The sequence below is a fragment of the Pseudomonas sp. UYIF39 genome (genome assembly GCF_029963765.1).
Lineage (GTDB): Bacteria > Pseudomonadota > Gammaproteobacteria > Pseudomonadales > Pseudomonadaceae > Aquipseudomonas.
The window spans coordinates 1-15,542 of record NZ_JALBYU010000015.1; the positions used below are offsets into that span (position 1 = coordinate 1).

Genomic DNA, 15,542 nt, shown 5'->3' on the forward strand with positions numbered 1-15,542 from the left:
GGCAAAAACCGAAGAAAACCTTAAAACCGTGTCCGGGATCAGTTGACCACTACACTTCCTCGCATTCGACCTACGTTCAGAGGTAGGGCATTATCGGGAATCTAAATGGGGGGCATTAGACAACGACCAAAGAATGCTTGGAAGGCGCCAACGTCTCCTCCTGGCCAATAACTACCTGTCAAAGGAGGTCCAATCCTTTCAGTCGCGCAAGTCCCTGTTTGATATGGCCTGCGTTCTCGCCAATAGTGTCCAGCGCTCCGCGGACATTTTCGCCTACCTCGGTTAATCCCTGCTTCTCGGCCTGGAGCGTTAACTCCATCACAGCGGCCTCAAGGGCCAACTGATTGTGGTAAATCCTTTCCAGCACATCCGACAGCGAATATTCACTTGGCATAACGTCGACTCCTTTCGAGGAAAAACACAAGCATAGTACCGGTCGTATTCCTGATGGGCGGTAACTGCGACTTGCTTAGAAGTTGCTACAAAGCGATGAGGTTGGGGGGGGGTAGCCAGTCTGGCTAGGGGGAAGGGCGTGAGCTACGCCCAATCCATTATTGGCATAAATACTTGAGTGCAAGCGGCAGTTTCGGCCAGTAGCAGAACTAGGCTGAGCATCCGTATATGGACTCCTCCTCGGAAAGTGAGCAGAAGCAGTTGAACACCTGGGTCAGTTTTCAGTCGGCAGAACAGCCTTTACTGGGGCAGTTTTCGGTCAGCGGCAACAGGGCAGTTGGAAATTCCCAGCCGCCAGGCTCTGGTGAAGTACGTCTTGCAGCGCTTCCAGATTGATCCGAAAAATCTGAATCCTAAGACGGAAGCGCAGCAGATTGTAGTGGGCTATTTAAATGAGGTGAAGCCTTGGCTTTATGACTAAATTGGACGTCCACAAAGAAGCAAAGCGTGGCTCTGCTTTGTTCATCCTACGTCCGCCCAAGCGCCGGTCCCTAGGTGTGCCAATCCGTTGTCCTTTGCTCGTCCATAGCAGCTTTGCATTCGCGCCGACACTCGAGAGTGTTGGGGGTTTCTCCGCTGATTTGACAAGAGGCCGTGCGGACCTGACAGGCGTGTTTGCGTAAGTGTTAAAAATCCCCCTCATTCGGTTGAATGCATTCGCTCAACTATGCAGCAGCGTTGAGATAGCGAGCTTTTACATGTCCTGGATGAGTAATCTGAGCGGTCAGATGGCTTGTGGATGTCCTATGTTACGACGATGCAGAGCTATCCGGATCAATGGACAACCGGCTCATGGCGCAAGAGAGGAATCGCCAGATGCAGACGGGGCAGATGAAGAATATGCGTCCCGGACGTTGTGGACGCTGTCATGGGACGCAGAGTCAAATTTAACAGTCTGGGGGTGGAGGGCAGTGATTCTGGTTTGAGCCAACAGGGTTTGCAGCTGCCTGAGACCATGATTTCAGCTCAAGCATTGATGGGTCAACTATGGGGCAAGCCACATTTCTTCAAGAAAGCTGCCGCGCCCACCTGACGCGACAATTTTCTTGTTAGCAGCTGAGCGCCTCAGGCATACAGCTCAAAGTATTCGTCCAGATACTCATCCAGTTTCTCGTCTACCTGAGCCATCAAATTGCGTGCCAGTGCAATTTCTCGCTCCAGCGACTCAAGGTGCCTGGGGTCCATCTCGGGATGTTTACGTCGGAGTTTGAGTGGCACGGTGTCAAGCAGCGAAGCGATCTGCGATGCGACTTTGCTCAAGACGAATGTGGCAATCTCCACGGGTATCAATTGCTGCTGCATGACCTCGTTCTTTTTCTCCTGAGCGACGGCCTGCGCCTTCGTTAACCTCACCTTCTCAATCATGAGGTGGTATTCGATCGAGGGGTCGATACCGTCCACAACCAGATGACCCGCTTCCGCTTTTACCTGGCCGCTGCTGAGACCTCTTAAGTAACGAAAGTACGCCTAGCGACAGTGCTGAAGATTTAAACCGCCATTGCCCCGCGAGGTGGGCAGGATACCGTCTGCAAGCAAGTAGCGAACTTGCCGATCGGTCAAGTCCAGGTGTTGGGCCAGCTCTTTTTGATTCGCCATAACTACCTCCAATGCACATAAATAAAAGCGGAACCGGGCTTCGTCAAAAAAACTCATACATCGTCCGACGTCGGGGTTCGAATTACCCCCAAAGGGGGGTGGGGGCCAGGAGTACCTTTTCACATTCGGAGTTCCGACTCCGACCGGGCTGGCCTCTGCGGCGTCTTGAGGCGTTCGATTCACCTCAGCGCTTTGGCCGTCCCTGCTCGGGAAGCACCGTGAGGTTCGGCGGCCAGATCATCGGCATCCACCGTCAGACGTTGGCCTCAAAAGGTGTGATGAACGAAAGTGATGACCCCTCTCGTTGAACCTCAAAACATCCTCCTCGGCAATGGATCCTGGGATTGACCGGGAGCCTTGTGCGCAGGGGCGTGCAGCACGGTTATCGAAGTCGCCTGTCCCGGTCCTGTCCGGGTATGCAGCGCCGCAAACCCTCGCTCGTCGAGCCATGCATGCCAGTCCTCCAACGCCTTGCGTTTCAGCGTGTCGGCGCTGGTGTGGATGTAGGTGGCGGTCAGGGTGTTCATCGCATGGTTGACCAGCATCTCGCCCACCAGGTAGTCCACGCCCAAGTCCATCCAGGCGGTACGGGCGACTTTGCGCAGGTCGTGGCTGGTCCAGTTGCCCTGACCCAAACGGACAAACACCTGGCTGGCCTTGCTCGCACTCAAGGGGTGTCGCGACTGGCCGGGAAACAGGTAGGCACCGACGTAGCCGCGGGCGGCCTGGTGCTCGCGGTAGCGCCGCAGCAACGCACACACCTGATCGGTCAGGGGCAGGGTGAGTTCGCGCTTGGTCTTGGTGTCGTCGGCAGGGATGAACCAGTGGCGGCGGGTCAGGTCGATGTGCTTCCAGCGCGCCACCCGGGTTTCACCCAAACGGGTGCCATGGCACAGCATCATCAGCACCAGCATGCCTCCGACGGGGGATGTCGCGAACTCTGTGCTGAGGTTCGCCAAGACCTCTTCCAGGTCTTCCGCGCGCAAATGCGCCGGCTTGGGCTTGATCCGGGTCTGCACAAAATCGTTGAATTTCAAGCTGGCCATGGGATTGATCGCGATCAGACCCAGTCGCGCGGCCTGGTGGAAGGCCACGGTCAATACGCCGTACACCGAGCGAACAAACGACAGGGCGTACTGTTCCTGCATCGGCCACAACAACAGCTGGTCGAGGGTGGCGCGGTCCAGGCCGGTCAACGGCAAGGCGTTCAGTCGGGGGTGTAATTGGCAGCGCACGGCCGACTTGGCGCTGGCTTTGCGTTTGGCCGATAAACCACGATCACGGGACATACGGTCCAGGTACCACGTCAGCAGATCACCGACCGTTTGCCAGCGGTTGACCGTCGAGCGTGCACCCGGCTCGGCAGCCCGTCGCAGCAGAATCGCCGGCAGTGTGGCCTGCATGGCCTTTGCATTGATATCCGGGTAGTTACCGGCCTTGCCCCATTTGTCGCCGACCACGACAAACCATGAGCCTTTGGCCCGATTGGTGGAGGCGTAGCGAAAGCGTAAGGCCGGGAAGCGCGGGTCGCGCAACTGCTGGACCTGGGTTGCCGCATATTTGCGAATCTCGACGTCAGTCACGAGCACGTGCAGCGTTTTGCTTGGTGCAGGTACGTTATTCATGGGGGCGCTCCTGCTGCCGCAGCATGGCGTCGCGGATACGGCGCAATCGATCCCTGACGTCTGACGAGGGGGCACCAGGCTCACCGGTGATCAGACCGGCAATCGCTTGTGCATTTTCGGTCACCGGCGCACAGGCCAAACTGATCAGGGTTTGCTTGGCGGCGTCCGGAGATAACCGCTGCATCAGCACGGCCTGATCGATGGCCATGACCCGTCGTTGAGGGTCAAACCCCATCGACACTCGCCAGTCGGTGGGCTTGAGTTGCTGGCGGGCAGCACACACCAGGCGCTCATACGCCGAGATGAAGGCCATGCGCGCCCCGACCTTGTCGCCTTGGTGCAGAACTGGTTCAGCCACCGACATGGCCAGCAAAATTTCTTCGGTCATCACCACGGTGTCGAATTGGTCACTGGCGGCGAGCGCAATGGACCAGGCTTCGTCCTTGCCCGGTCGGCCATCGGCCGCCTGGACCCGCTGCATGATCGCCGCCAAGGTCAGGCGCCCGGTGACCTCATGACGGCACGCGCGCAGGGCGGTGACCAGTTCGACCACCGGAAACCGGGCCAGATCATCGACCATCATTTTCGCGGCGCCGGGACTCAGGGTGGTGCCCATGGCTTCCGCCGTGACGCACAACGCGTCGACCAGTTGCGATTTTTCGTCAGAGGAAAGCATTTTTCGAACCCTCCTTGCGGATCATGGCCTTGGCCTGTTCGGCGGTGTTCAGGTTGGCCTGGGTGTTCTCGATCTGCCGCGCCGTGACGGAATTGACCTGCGCGTTGGTCGCCCATTGCGTACGGAACGCTTCGGCCTTGGCCAGCAGCGCGCCGAAGGCATGGCATTCACGGATCAGATATGAATCGTTGATACCGACGAAATAGGCGGCTACTCCCGGTGCCTCGACTTTTCCCAGACGCTTGAGCAGGTCGTTGACTTGCGCGTTCACTTTTTGATTTCGAACGGGCTCGGTCTGGTAGCGGTCGAAATAGGCGGTCGAGTACGCCAGCCAGATATTTCGGCAGGCCTGTTTGCGATCCTCATCGTCCGGCTCCTTCTGGGTCTTCACGGAAACCTTTTCACCTGCCTCGCCGATGGACTGCCCGAACCGGGCCGGCAAAAAAGCTGGCGGTTCTGCTGACGGTTCCTTGTAGGTTCTATTACGGTTCTGGGTGCAGCTGCTGCGGGGGGGTGGTGCAGCTTGTGCGGGGGAGGGGTGCAGCTCCTGCGGGGTATATTTCACAGCATCTGCGGGGCGCGGTTGCTGCGGGGGTGCATAGGCTGCGGGGGTCAGGGTATAGAGCGTAGAGCGCCCCAGTCGCTCAGCCGTTGACAAAATCCCGGTGGAACACAGCCACCTGATGCTGCCCTGAACAGCCCGTTCTGACAGGCAGGTGCGCATGGCAATCTTGGGCACTGAGGGCCAGCAGACGCCTTCGTCATTGGCGTTGTCTGCCAGCGAGATCAACACGGCCTTTTGCGTCGCACTCATGTCCTGCAATGGCCAGCAGGCACTCATGATCATCGTGCTCATTGAAGGTCCTCCCGGTAGCTCCAGCGCTGCATCAGCGAGCCATCCCAAGTGGACTTCATCGGCAGCTTTTGCTCCAGGTACCACTCGTGGAGCCGTCTGGAGCCCGCCAGCAACAGCGTCAACGAATAGGTCAGGATTGGCTTCTGGCCAGGCCGAGCAATGCTGCGCACATCTTCGGCCAGATAGTTGTCGCGGGCACGACTTCGGGTCCGATATTTCGGCGCGCGATCAGGATCAGTTTCGGCGTTGTAAATCCAGTCGGCGTCCAGTAGGAAGTGATTGATTTTCTGACTGTTGACCCCGTTCAAGGTGCGACAGAACTGCACGGGCGTCAGCCCTACCTGGAAAGACGGCTCAGGGGTTTCAAGCCCCAGCCTGAGGTCTCTGTTCTCCAGCAGAAGTCTGGCGTTGTGTTCGTCGAGGTCGGCCGCTAGGCGCAACGCATCTGCGCGAGTCTGTGGGATGGGGAAAGCGGCCCGCTGTGCGAGTCGCAGTTCCAGTTCGCTCATGTGGTCAAACACGGCCGCCTGCAGCTCGTAGCTGTAGGACATCGCCATGAGGCAACACTCACGCTTGGGTAGGCGGTAGCATTTTTGTCGGCGGTTCATTGAGTCGAGATAGATGTGGGAAAATTTTCCCGCATCTTTTTTCAGAACCCTGGGGACTTTTTTAAGGAAGTCGTTGTGCCCCAAAGTGGGCGCACCTTCGGTTCGGCGGCTGTTGATGAAGTCGACCAGTTCCAGACTGATCATGGTGACCGCATCGCCACCCTTGGACGGCACGCTGGTCATTTGGCAGCCCTCGAGTATGTTTCCGACAAATCTGCCCAAGCACGATCCGGAATCGATTTTTCAAATTTCGGGCGAGCCTTCGGTGTCACCGCCATTGGGCAGTGTTGGAAAGTCATCATGATTAAGCCCTTTTCTTAATGGGGCAGTGCCAATCGAAAAATGCTGGTGTTGCGACCGTGGATCTGGAGTGGGCGACTGGTGTTGTCGAGGCAGTTTCCAAGTTGCCGGTCATGTGTTGAGCGTCGAAGGGCGCGCATCAGATTGATCCTCCAAGGTCCTGACTGGATGAGGGAGGAGGGTATTCCGGTAATTCGAAGTTTTTACCGGATGCTGATTTCGCCTCCAGGAAGCGGGCAGTTGCCATATATCTGTTATAGCGTGCGAGTCGGGCAGATAGCGATGCGTTGGCGTGAAGGGCGAGAATTGCCTTTGTGCGGTAGAGAGGGGCTTTGCTCGCAGTTAAGAACGAATGTTGGAGGCCCAGCCTGAAAAGTGGGCATGTCTGAAGCAAAAGGGTGCGAGAGATCGATTGATTAATCATCACGCCGCCTCGATGCGTGATTCGGCTATGCGCTCGGTCACCCACGAGTCAACCTCGGACTGCACCCAGGCCGAATGGCTTGGCGCCAGCTTCACTTGGGTCGGAAAAGTGCCGGTCTTGATTCGACGATATAACTCCGACTGGCTCAATGAAGTGATCGATAGGACTTCTTTGATGCGGATAAAGCGGCGGGGTTCTTGAGTAGCCATTCCGAGCACCTCCTGAGGTTGGCTGGGCATGGCTACAATTAAACGCTTAACGGCGAATTTTTTCGTGGCAAGTTTCAGTGACCTAAATGTTACAGAAAATTAGTGTTTGCTCTTTTTAAGGTCGGACATACGATCAGCTGCCTCTTTGGCGGCGAGGTTCTGAAGATCGGCTAAACGGTACATGTTCAGTTCGTCGAAGCACTTGATTGTGGACGTTATAAGGTTGCCCGCGTTGCGGTGACCACCAGCATGAACGGCTTGAGCCATCACATCGGCAGAGATGGTGGCGCCCGTTTCCATTTTCCAGATTAGCAAATCCAGAAATGGTAAAAGCCCATAGCGTGCCCAATCTTTATATTTAGGTGCGTAACGGGTTTTTGTTACTGACGATTGGTCAGTTTGAGCTTTTGCATGTGAAAGCCAATCCTTGAAATCCGTTATCAATTGCGCTTTGGGCAGACGCAAATCTACTATGACACCAGCTAACGTTTCATCCATTCTCAGTAGGTAGTTGAGAAACAATGGAGGATCTACAGTCACAGAAGTATGGACGTTTTCTGATGTGATTTTAATCATCTCTGCAATCCATTTTTCTGGACCCGCAAAGTGATTCATGGAGCTTGCGTGCTCATACACATGTCTGAATGTCAGCGGAATGACACCGCGCTGTTCATCAGCAAGGAACTGCATATATCCATGAGGACCGAAAAAGTCAGGTATATCGGTATCTTCGACAGGGATTCCTCTCATATTTTTGATATCCCGAACAAATGCCGCGCTCGCGGCTTCGGCGAGGTCCCGATCCGCATGCTCGCGAGTTCTCAATGCTTGGAGCAGATAACACCTTTGTGAAAGAAGTCTGAACCACTCCATTGCGCCAATTTGGCTGACAGACAAATAGTTTTTGAGATCGAAAAACTCCGGCAGTTCTGCAAAGCGTATAAATTTGGCCATTATTATGCGTTCCTAATCACTCCCATATTGAATGGATCAGCCAACCATACGGATGGGACGTCCGCTTTTCACCGCGAGGGCGAGGCCAGCCAAAGCTGTCATGCCTTGCGCTTGATACTCACCACGTTTAAGCCAGCACAAAGTGCATCTATCGAATCAGCCCAGGCTTGCATCATTTGCCGGCGCTGCTCGAGATAGTGGGCGTGGTTGTAGGTGTCGCGTATCTCATCTTGGTCGCCATGGGCCAGTTGGCGCTCGATCCAGTCCCGATTGAAGCCGCGGCTGTTTAGCTCGGTACTGAGCAGATGGCGAAATCCGTGGCCGGTCTGCCGACCTTCATAGCCAATCTGGTGCAGCGCCTTGTTAACGGTGTTTTCGGACTGAGGGCGTTCCCGGTTGTTCCGACCCGGGAATGCGATGGGGTAACTCCCGGTGATCTCCTTGAGCTCGAGCAGACTGGCGACCGCCTGACGGGGGAGTGGGACGACATGCGGTCGACGTGCCTTCATTCGGGCCGCCGGTATCGTCCAGGTGGCTGACTCCAGATCAATCTCGCTCCAAGGTGCGTGGCGCAGTTCTCCGGGGCGCACGCCCGTTAATAGAAGCAAGCGCACGGCGATGCGGGTCATTACATCGCATTTGGCAGCATCGAGCTTGCCCAGAAGAATGGGGATTTCCGAGAGGGGTACATGTGGGTGATTTTTGGTGCGTGGTGCGATTGCTGCGACCACATCCAAGTCGGTGGCAGGGTTCGACTCCACTGAGCCCTTGGCAAGACCGTAGCGAAAAATCTGACTTAACCACTGGCGAATTTTTCCGGCGACGTTGAGCGCGCCGCGCTTCTCGACCTTGCGCACCAAGGCGACCAGTTCGGGTCGTGTGACTTCTTGCACCGGGCGCTGGCCGATAACGGGGAGAATGTCAGCCTCCATATATTGCAGCGCCTTGGCTGCTGTGGAGGTGGCCCAGCGTGGTGAGTTGTAGGCGTACCACTCGCGTGCCAACTCCTCGAAAGTGTGAGCGAGGGCGGATTGAGCGGTTTTTTCAGCTTGTTTGTGGGCGGTGGGATCTATGCCGTTGGCCAGCAGGCGACGGGCATCCTCGCGGCGCTCCCTGGCCTTGGCGAGGGTGACGGTGGGATAAGCGCCCAACCCCATCATTTTAGCTTTGCCGCCGAAGCGATATCGGAATCGCCATAGCTTTGAACCGCTAGGTGTTACTTCGAGGCACAGCCCCGCCGCATCTGCCATGCGGTAAAGCTTTTCGCGCGGTTTCGCTGTTCGAGCGGCTGTATCGGTGAGTGCCACGGCAATCCCCTCAGCGCTAGCGCTGGCGGGAGTGAGTACCCGTCGATGTGTGAGTAGATTTCTAGACCAAACTCATCTACTCACGAATCTACTCACATAACGTTGGGCTTGCAAGGGAGCGCACGGGAATCGCAGGCACAAAAAAAACCGGCGTAAGTGCCGGTTTATCTGCTTTCCAAGGTCTGGTAGGGACCGCTGGATATATGTACATGGTGCCCCGAGGGAGACTCGAACTCCCACTTCTTGCGAAAACGGATTTTGAATCCGCCGCGTCTACCAATTCCGCCATCAGGGCTCAATGGCGGCGAAGTATAGAGATGAGATTACCGTCGGTCAATCAGGTACATAGAGAATTTTCACTATTTCGGCTAGACTTCCGGCCCCTGCTAGACGAACCCCATCATGCGCGTTGCTGACTTTACTTTCGAACTCCCAGATTCGCTGATCGCTCGCCACCCTTTGGCCGAGCGTCGCAACAGTCGCCTGTTGACCCTTGATGGGGTCAGCGGCGCCCTGGCACACCGTCAATTCACTGATTTGCTCGAGCATTTGCGCCCGGGCGATTTGATGGTGTTCAACAATACCCGGGTGATTCCGGCGCGGCTGTTTGGCCAGAAGGCTTCCGGCGGCAAGCTGGAAATCCTGGTGGAGCGGGTGCTCGACAGTCATCGCGTGCTGGCCCATGTGCGTTCCAGCAAGTCGCCGAAGCCGGGGTCGAAGATCCTGATTGATGGCGGTGGCGAAGCCGAAATGCTGGCGCGTCACGACGCGTTGTTTGAGTTGGGGTTCGCCGAAGAGGTGTTGCCGCTGCTTGATCGCGTCGGGCACATGCCGTTGCCGCCTTATATAGACCGCCCGGATGAAGGCTCGGACCGCGAGCGTTATCAGACGGTGTACGCCGAGCGTTTGGGCGCGGTGGCGGCGCCGACGGCGGGGCTGCATTTCGATCAGCCGCTGATGGAAGCGATTGCCGCCAAGGGCGTCGAGACGGCGTTCGTGACCTTGCACGTCGGCGCGGGCACGTTCCAGCCGGTGCGCGTCGAGAAGATCGAAGACCACCACATGCACAGTGAGTGGCTGGAAGTCGGTCAGGACGTGGTCGATGCCGTCGAGGCCTGCCGCGCTCGCGGTGGTCGCGTGGTGGCGGTGGGGACCACCAGCGTGCGTTCCCTGGAAAGTGCCGCGCGCGATGGCGTGCTCAAGCCGTTCAGTGGCGACACCGACATCTTTATCTACCCGGGCCGGCCGTTTCATGTGGTCGATGCCCTGGTCACCAACTTTCATTTGCCCGAATCCACGCTGTTGATGCTGGTTTCGGCGTTCGCCGGTTATCCCGAAGCCATGGCCGCTTATAAAGCCGCCGTCGAGCATGAATACCGCTTTTTCAGCTACGGTGATGCGATGTTTATCACCCGTAACCCCGCACCACGTGGCCCTGAGGACAAAGAATGAGTCGCCAAAGTCGTATGTCGTTTGAGTTGCTTGCTACTGACGGCAAGGCTCGTCGCGGTCGTTTGACCTTCCCGCGCGGTACCGTCGAGACCCCGGCCTTCATGCCGGTGGGCACGTACGGCACGGTCAAGGGCATGTTGCCGCGGGATATCACCGCCACGGGCGCGGAAATCATTCTGGGTAACACCTTCCACTTGTGGCTGCGTCCTGGCACCGAAGTGATCAAGAAGCACGGCGACCTGCACGATTTCATGCAGTGGAAAGGCCCGATTCTGACCGACTCCGGCGGTTTCCAGGTGTTCAGCCTGGGCGCGATGCGCAAGATCAAGGAGGAGGGCGTGACCTTCGCTTCTCCGGTCGACGGCGCCAAAGTGTTCATGGGCCCGGAAGAGTCGATGCAGGTCCAGCGCGATCTGGGCTCGGACATCGTGATGATCTTTGACGAATGCACCCCGTACCCGGCTGACGAAGATGTCGCGCGGGTATCGATGGAGCTGTCGTTGCGTTGGGCCAAGCGTTCGAAAGAAGCCCATGGCGACAACACTGCGGCACTGTTTGGCATTGTTCAGGGCGGCATGCACCAGGATCTGCGCATGCGCTCCCTGGAAGGCCTCGACAATATCGGCTTCGATGGTCTGGCCATCGGCGGTCTGTCGGTAGGCGAGCCGAAGCACGAGATGATCAAGGTGCTCGATTACCTGCCGGGTCAGATGCCGGCTGACAAACCTCGTTACCTTATGGGCGTTGGCAAACCGGAAGATCTGGTTGAGGGTGTGCGCCGCGGTGTGGACATGTTCGATTGCGTGATGCCAACCCGTAATGCCCGCAATGGGCATCTGTTCATTGATACAGGCGTGCTGAAGATCCGTAACGCGTTCCATCGCCATGATGATTCGCCGCTGGATCCGACCTGCGATTGCTACACCTGCCAGAACTTCTCCCGTGCTTATCTGCACCATCTGGACAAGTGCGGCGAAATGCTGGGTAGCATGTTGAATACCATCCACAATTTGCGCCATTACCAGGTGCTTATGGCTGGTTTGCGCGAGGCTATTCAACAGGGTACATTGGCCGCCTTTGTCGATGCCTTCTACGCCAAACGCGGGTTACCTGTTCCGCCTTTGGACTGAGTTTTCTGACCCCTAGATTCAACATTTGCAACTGGAGTGCTAAATGAGCTTTTTTATCTCTAATGCCATGGCTGACGCTGCTGCACCTGCTGCTGCCGGCCCAATGGGTGGCGGTTTTGAGTGGATTTTCCTGGTCGGTTTCCTGGTCATCTTCTATCTGATGATCTGGCGTCCACAGGCCAAGCGCGCCAAAGAGCAGAAGAACCTGCTCGGCAGCCTGCAGAAAGGCGACGAAGTTGTGACCACCGGTGGTATCGCCGGCAAGATCACTAAAGTGGCAGACGACTTCGTTGTTCTGGAAGTTTCCGACACGATCGAAATGAAGTTCCAGAAAGGCGCCATCGCCGCCACGCTGCCAAAAGGCACGCTAAAAGCGATCTAAGTTTCAACTTCTACTCAATCGACGGGGCGCGCAAGGCGCCCCGCGTCATAAGCGGGCGGCGTGATGCTGAACAAATACCCTCTGTGGAAATACATTCTGATCCTGGCGGTGCTGGCGGTCGGTCTGATTTATTCCGCTCCCAATCTATATCCTGATGACCCGGCCATTCAGGTCAGCGGTGCAAGCACTGCGCTGTTGGTCAATCAGGCTGATCTGGATCGTGTGAGCACAGCGCTCAAGGAATCCGGGATCAACGTCAAGGCTGCCACCCTGGCAGCAAACGGCAAGGGCGGTCTGATTCGTCTGGCCAAGGCTGAAGATCAGCTACCTGCCAAGGACGTCGTGCGCAAGGCATTGGGTGATGACTACGTCGTTGCGCTGAACCTGGCACAAACCACCCCGCAATGGCTGCGTAGCCTGGCCGCGCACCCGATGAAGCTGGGTCTGGACTTGTCCGGTGGTGTGCACTTCCTGCTGGAAGTGGACATGGACAAAGCCCTCGACGCACGCCTGAAAGTCTACGAAGGCGACGTCAAGAGCCTGTTGCGTAAAGAGAAACTGCGCTATCGCAGCCTGCCGCAACTCAACGGTGCCATTCAGCTGGGCTTCGCTGATGAAGCAGCCCGCGAACAAGCCCGTACGCTGGTCCGCAAGAGCTTCAACGATTTCGACATTGTTCCGGCCGACCTCAATGGCCAACCGGTACTGCGTCTGGCGATGACCCCGGCCAAGCTGGCGGAAATCCGCGAATACTCCATCAAGCAGAACTTGACCACGGTACGTAACCGCGTCAACGAGCTGGGTGTTGCCGAGCCAATCGTTCAGCGTCAGGGCGCCAACCGCATCGTGGTTGAGCTGCCGGGCGTGCAAGACACCGCCGAAGCCAAGCGTATCCTCGGCAAGACGGCCAACCTTGAGTTCCGTCTGGCCGCTGAGCCAGGCGCTTCGAAAGCCACTTCCGAAACCTTCGAGTTCCGTGAAGGCAAGCGTCCGCCGGCGCAGATCGAGCGTGGCCTGATCATCACTGGTGACCAGGTGACTGACGCCAAGGCTGGCTTCGGCGAGCACGGCACGCCAGAAGTGAACATCCGTCTGGATGGCCACGGTGGCGAGCTGATGAGTCGTGCGACTCGCAGCAACGTCGGTCGCAGCATGGCGGTGATCTTTATCGAGCAACGTCCGGTGACCACTTACGTCAAGCAAGTGGTTAACGGCGTCGAGAAAGACGTGCCGGTTCAGACATTCAAGGAAGAGAAGAAGATCATCAGCCTGGCGACCATTCAGTCGCCGCTGGGTGCTCAGTTCCGCATCACTGGCCTGAACGGCCAGGGCGAGTCGTCCGAACTGGCGCTGCTGCTGCGTGCCGGTGGTCTGGCTGCGCCGATGTACTTCGCTGAAGAACGTACCATTGGCCCAAGCCTGGGTGCCGACAACATCGTCAAAGGTATCGATGCATCGCTGTGGGGCATGCTGTTTGTCTCGCTGTTTATCATGGCCATCTACCGCTTCTTCGGCATCATCGCCACCGTCGCTCTGGCGGTGAACATGGTGCTGCTGCTGGCCCTGATGTCGCTGCTGGGTGCAACGCTGACCCTGCCGGGTATCGCCGGTATCGTGTTGACCATGGGTATGGCCGTCGACGCCAACGTTCTGATCTTCTCGCGGATACGTGAAGAGATCGCGGCTGGCATGACCGTACAACGGGCAATCAACGAAGGCTTCGGCCGGGCATTCACCGCGATTCTCGACGCCAACCTGACAACCTTGTTGGTCGGCGGGATTCTCTTTGCGATGGGCACCGGTCCAGTCAAAGGTTTCGCAGTGACCATGTCCCTCGGGATCTTTACCTCGATGTTCACGGCCATCATGGTGACCCGCGCGATGGTCAACCTGATCTTCGGCGGTCGTGACTTCAAGAAGTTGTGGATTTAAGGGGCTGCCATGTTACGTACAATCAACTTCATGGGCGTTCGCAACTTTGCGTTCGGCGTCACATTGTTCCTTACCGCACTGGCGTTGTTCAGTGTTGCCACCAAGGGCATGAACTGGGGGCTGGACTTCACCGGCGGTACGCTCATCGAGCTGACCTACGAGCGTCCGGCCGATGTCACCAAGGTGCGTGAGCAACTGGTCACTTCGGGTTATCACGAGGCTATCGTGCAGAGCTTCGGTGCAACCACCGATTTGCTGGTGCGCATGCCGGGTGAAGACCCGCAACTGGGTCATCAGGTAGCTGAAGCGCTGCTGAAGGTCGGCGGCGATAACCCGGCGACGGTCAAGCGGGTCGAGTTCGTCGGCCCTCAGGTCGGTGAAGAGCTGCGCGACCAAGGCGGCCTCGGCATGCTGATGGCGCTGGGTGGCATCCTGATCTACCTGGCTTTCCGCTTTCAGTGGAAGTTTGCGGTCGGTGCCATCGTTTCGTTGATTCACGACGTGATCGTGACCGTCGGTATCCTCTCGTTCTTCCAGATCACCTTCGACCTGACGGTGCTGGCGGCGGTGCTGGCGATTATCGGTTACTCGCTCAACGACACCATCGTGGTATTCGACCGGGTTCGTGAGAACTTCCGCGTACTGCGCAAGGCGACCCTGATCGAGAATATCAACATCTCGACCACCCAGACCCTGCTGCGGACCATGGCAACGTCGATCTCTACTTTGCTGGCGATCGCGGCCCTGTTGTTCTTTGGTGGCGACAACCTGTTCGGCTTCTCCATTGCGCTGTTTATCGGTGTGTTGGCGGGTACCTACTCGTCGATCTACATCGCCAACGTCGTGCTGATCTGGCTGAACCTGAGCACCGAGGATCTGATTCCTGCAGTGGCTACCGATAAGGAAATCGACGAGCGCCCATAACGGCTATCGTTTACCAGCTGTCTGCCGAAAAGGCGCGAGTATTGAACTCGCGCCTTTTTTTATGCTCCAAGGCTGGGAGAAGCGCGGGCTTGTCCCGTATGTGATGGTCAGGAGGTTCATGTGAACAAGTCGTTGCTGGTTGGTGCGGTATTGGGTGCTGTCGGCGTAACTGCCGGGGGTGCTGTTGCCACCTACAAGCTGGTTAAAAGCGGCCCTGAATATGCGCAAGTTCTAGCCGTTGAACCGGTCAAGACACAAATCAAGACGCCACGTGAAGTGTGCAAGGACGTTGCAGTAACCCGGCAAGCGCCGGTCAAAGATCAACACCAGATCGCAGGTACGGTGGTCGGTGCGCTGGCTGGTGGTCTGTTGGGTAATCAGATCGGCGGCGGTACTGGCAAAAAGATCGCCACAGTGGCCGGTGCGGTCGGCGGCGGTTATGCGGGTAACAAGGTGCAAGAAGGCATGCAGGAGCGTGACACCTACACCACGACCCAAACTCGCTGCAATACGGTGAATGACATCAGTGACAAGGTCGTAGGGTATGACGTCCGTTATTCGCTGGATGGCAAGGAAGGCAAGGTGCGGATGGATCGCGATCCGGGCAACCAGATTCCGGTCGACAAGGAAGGCAAGCTGATCTTGGGGCAGAACGAGCCGGCTCAGTAAATAGCTGAAATTCAGATTAAAAAAAAGCACCCCGAAGGGTGCTTT

General features: G+C 57.2%; 15 protein-coding genes, 1 tRNA gene and 1 pseudogene. 7 read left to right on the forward strand and 10 right to left on the reverse strand.

Going from position 1 to position 15,542, the window contains the following annotated elements:
- Window positions 1-178 precede the first annotated feature (178 nt).
- Window positions 179-394 (reverse strand): hypothetical protein, encoded by a 216-nt coding sequence (locus tag MO767_RS19630; RefSeq protein WP_282481855.1) that lies wholly within the window; start codon window positions 392-394, stop codon window positions 179-181.
- 330 nt (window positions 395-724) lie between these two features.
- Here MO767_RS19630 and MO767_RS19635 point away from each other — a divergent pair.
- Window positions 725-874: pseudogene (locus MO767_RS19635) on the forward strand (WYL domain-containing protein); the annotation flags it as partial.
- Window positions 875-1,518: 644 nt separating this feature from the next.
- Here MO767_RS19635 and MO767_RS19640 read toward each other — a convergent pair.
- The 9 genes from MO767_RS19640 to MO767_RS19680 all read right to left on the reverse strand — a co-directional run bounded on the left by MO767_RS19640 (window position 1,519) and on the right by MO767_RS19680 (window position 9,303).
- Window positions 1,519-1,854: a terminase small subunit gene (locus MO767_RS19640; RefSeq protein ID WP_282481856.1), complete on the reverse strand. Its 336-nt coding sequence runs from the start codon at window positions 1,852-1,854 to the stop codon at window positions 1,519-1,521.
- A 506-nt stretch (window positions 1,855-2,360) separates the two neighbouring features.
- Window positions 2,361-3,674 carry a site-specific integrase gene (locus MO767_RS19645; protein ID WP_282481857.1) on the reverse strand — a complete coding sequence of 438 codons (1,314 nt, stop codon included), beginning with the start codon at window positions 3,672-3,674 and terminating at the stop codon, window positions 2,361-2,363.
- The gene (locus MO767_RS19650; protein WP_282481858.1) at window positions 3,667-4,350 is read right to left on the reverse strand and encodes a hypothetical protein; all 684 of its coding nucleotides are present in this window, start codon (window positions 4,348-4,350) and stop codon (window positions 3,667-3,669) included. Before MO767_RS19650 ends, MO767_RS19645 begins: the two co-directional genes overlap by 8 nt.
- On the reverse strand, window positions 4,337-5,197 hold the full coding sequence (locus MO767_RS19655; protein WP_282481859.1) for a helix-turn-helix domain-containing protein: 861 nt from the start codon (window positions 5,195-5,197) through the stop codon (window positions 4,337-4,339). Before MO767_RS19655 ends, MO767_RS19650 begins: the two co-directional genes overlap by 14 nt.
- Before the next feature lie 5 nt (window positions 5,198-5,202).
- Window positions 5,203-5,997, reverse strand: coding sequence for a phage antirepressor protein (locus MO767_RS19660; protein WP_282481860.1), 795 nt, complete (start codon window positions 5,995-5,997; stop codon window positions 5,203-5,205).
- A gap of 540 nt (window positions 5,998-6,537) precedes the next feature.
- Window positions 6,538-6,747, reverse strand: a complete 210-nt coding sequence (locus MO767_RS19665) for an AlpA family phage regulatory protein (protein ID WP_282481861.1) — start codon at window positions 6,745-6,747, stop codon at window positions 6,538-6,540.
- A gap of 99 nt (window positions 6,748-6,846) precedes the next feature.
- Window positions 6,847-7,701: a DUF6387 family protein gene (locus tag MO767_RS19670; protein WP_282481862.1), complete on the reverse strand. Its 855-nt coding sequence runs from the start codon at window positions 7,699-7,701 to the stop codon at window positions 6,847-6,849.
- A gap of 98 nt (window positions 7,702-7,799) precedes the next feature.
- Window positions 7,800-9,008 carry an integrase arm-type DNA-binding domain-containing protein gene (locus MO767_RS19675; RefSeq protein WP_282481863.1) on the reverse strand — a complete coding sequence of 403 codons (1,209 nt, stop codon included), beginning with the start codon at window positions 9,006-9,008 and terminating at the stop codon, window positions 7,800-7,802.
- 210 nt (window positions 9,009-9,218) lie between these two features.
- Window positions 9,219-9,303: transfer RNA gene (locus tag MO767_RS19680), tRNA-Leu, on the reverse strand.
- A gap of 107 nt (window positions 9,304-9,410) precedes the next feature.
- On the opposite strand from MO767_RS19680, the gene queA reads away from it, so the two are divergent.
- From queA to MO767_RS19710, 6 genes are all read left to right on the forward strand, one after another.
- Window positions 9,411-10,460 carry a tRNA preQ1(34) S-adenosylmethionine ribosyltransferase-isomerase QueA gene (queA, locus tag MO767_RS19685; protein WP_140683970.1) on the forward strand — a complete coding sequence of 350 codons (1,050 nt, stop codon included), beginning with the start codon at window positions 9,411-9,413 and terminating at the stop codon, window positions 10,458-10,460.
- A 14-nt stretch (window positions 10,461-10,474) separates the two neighbouring features.
- Complete coding sequence (tgt, locus tag MO767_RS19690) at window positions 10,475-11,590, forward strand: tRNA guanosine(34) transglycosylase Tgt (RefSeq protein ID WP_161990833.1); 1,116 nt, start codon at window positions 10,475-10,477, stop codon at window positions 11,588-11,590.
- A gap of 43 nt (window positions 11,591-11,633) precedes the next feature.
- The gene (gene yajC, locus MO767_RS19695; protein WP_129438205.1) at window positions 11,634-11,972 is read left to right on the forward strand and encodes a preprotein translocase subunit YajC; all 339 of its coding nucleotides are present in this window, start codon (window positions 11,634-11,636) and stop codon (window positions 11,970-11,972) included.
- Between the two features lie 63 nt (window positions 11,973-12,035).
- Window positions 12,036-13,904, forward strand: coding sequence for a protein translocase subunit SecD (gene secD / locus MO767_RS19700; protein WP_282481864.1), 1,869 nt, complete (start codon window positions 12,036-12,038; stop codon window positions 13,902-13,904).
- Window positions 13,905-13,913: 9 nt separating this feature from the next.
- On the forward strand, window positions 13,914-14,828 hold the full coding sequence (gene secF / locus MO767_RS19705) for a protein translocase subunit SecF (RefSeq protein ID WP_282481865.1): 915 nt from the start codon (window positions 13,914-13,916) through the stop codon (window positions 14,826-14,828).
- A gap of 120 nt (window positions 14,829-14,948) precedes the next feature.
- The gene (locus tag MO767_RS19710) at window positions 14,949-15,497 is read left to right on the forward strand and encodes a glycine zipper 2TM domain-containing protein (RefSeq protein WP_134417293.1); all 549 of its coding nucleotides are present in this window, start codon (window positions 14,949-14,951) and stop codon (window positions 15,495-15,497) included.
- The last annotated feature ends 45 nt before the right edge of the window (window positions 15,498-15,542 follow it).

Bases quoted from the DNA above. Each gene is read 5' to 3' on its own strand.
- tgt (WP_161990833.1), top strand. From the start codon at position 10,475: ATGTCGTTTGAGTTGCTTGCTACTGACGGCAAGGCTCGTCGCGGTCGT.
- secF (WP_282481865.1), top strand. From the start codon at position 13,914: ATGTTACGTACAATCAACTTCATGGGCGTTCGCAACTTTGCGTTCGGC.
- queA (WP_140683970.1), top strand. From the start codon at position 9,411: ATGCGCGTTGCTGACTTTACTTTCGAACTCCCAGATTCGCTGATCGCT.
- MO767_RS19660 (WP_282481860.1), bottom strand. From the start codon at position 5,997: ATGACCAGCGTGCCGTCCAAGGGTGGCGATGCGGTCACCATGATCAGT.
- yajC (WP_129438205.1), top strand. From the start codon at position 11,634: ATGAGCTTTTTTATCTCTAATGCCATGGCTGACGCTGCTGCACCTGCT.
- MO767_RS19630 (WP_282481855.1), bottom strand. From the start codon at position 394: ATGCCAAGTGAATATTCGCTGTCGGATGTGCTGGAAAGGATTTACCAC.
- secD (WP_282481864.1), top strand. From the start codon at position 12,036: ATGCTGAACAAATACCCTCTGTGGAAATACATTCTGATCCTGGCGGTG.
- MO767_RS19650 (WP_282481858.1), bottom strand. From the start codon at position 4,350: ATGCTTTCCTCTGACGAAAAATCGCAACTGGTCGACGCGTTGTGCGTC.
- MO767_RS19655 (WP_282481859.1), bottom strand. From the start codon at position 5,197: ATGATCATGAGTGCCTGCTGGCCATTGCAGGACATGAGTGCGACGCAA.
- MO767_RS19670 (WP_282481862.1), bottom strand. From the start codon at position 7,701: ATGGCCAAATTTATACGCTTTGCAGAACTGCCGGAGTTTTTCGATCTC.
- MO767_RS19665 (WP_282481861.1), bottom strand. From the start codon at position 6,747: ATGGCTACTCAAGAACCCCGCCGCTTTATCCGCATCAAAGAAGTCCTA.
- MO767_RS19645 (WP_282481857.1), bottom strand. From the start codon at position 3,674: ATGAATAACGTACCTGCACCAAGCAAAACGCTGCACGTGCTCGTGACT.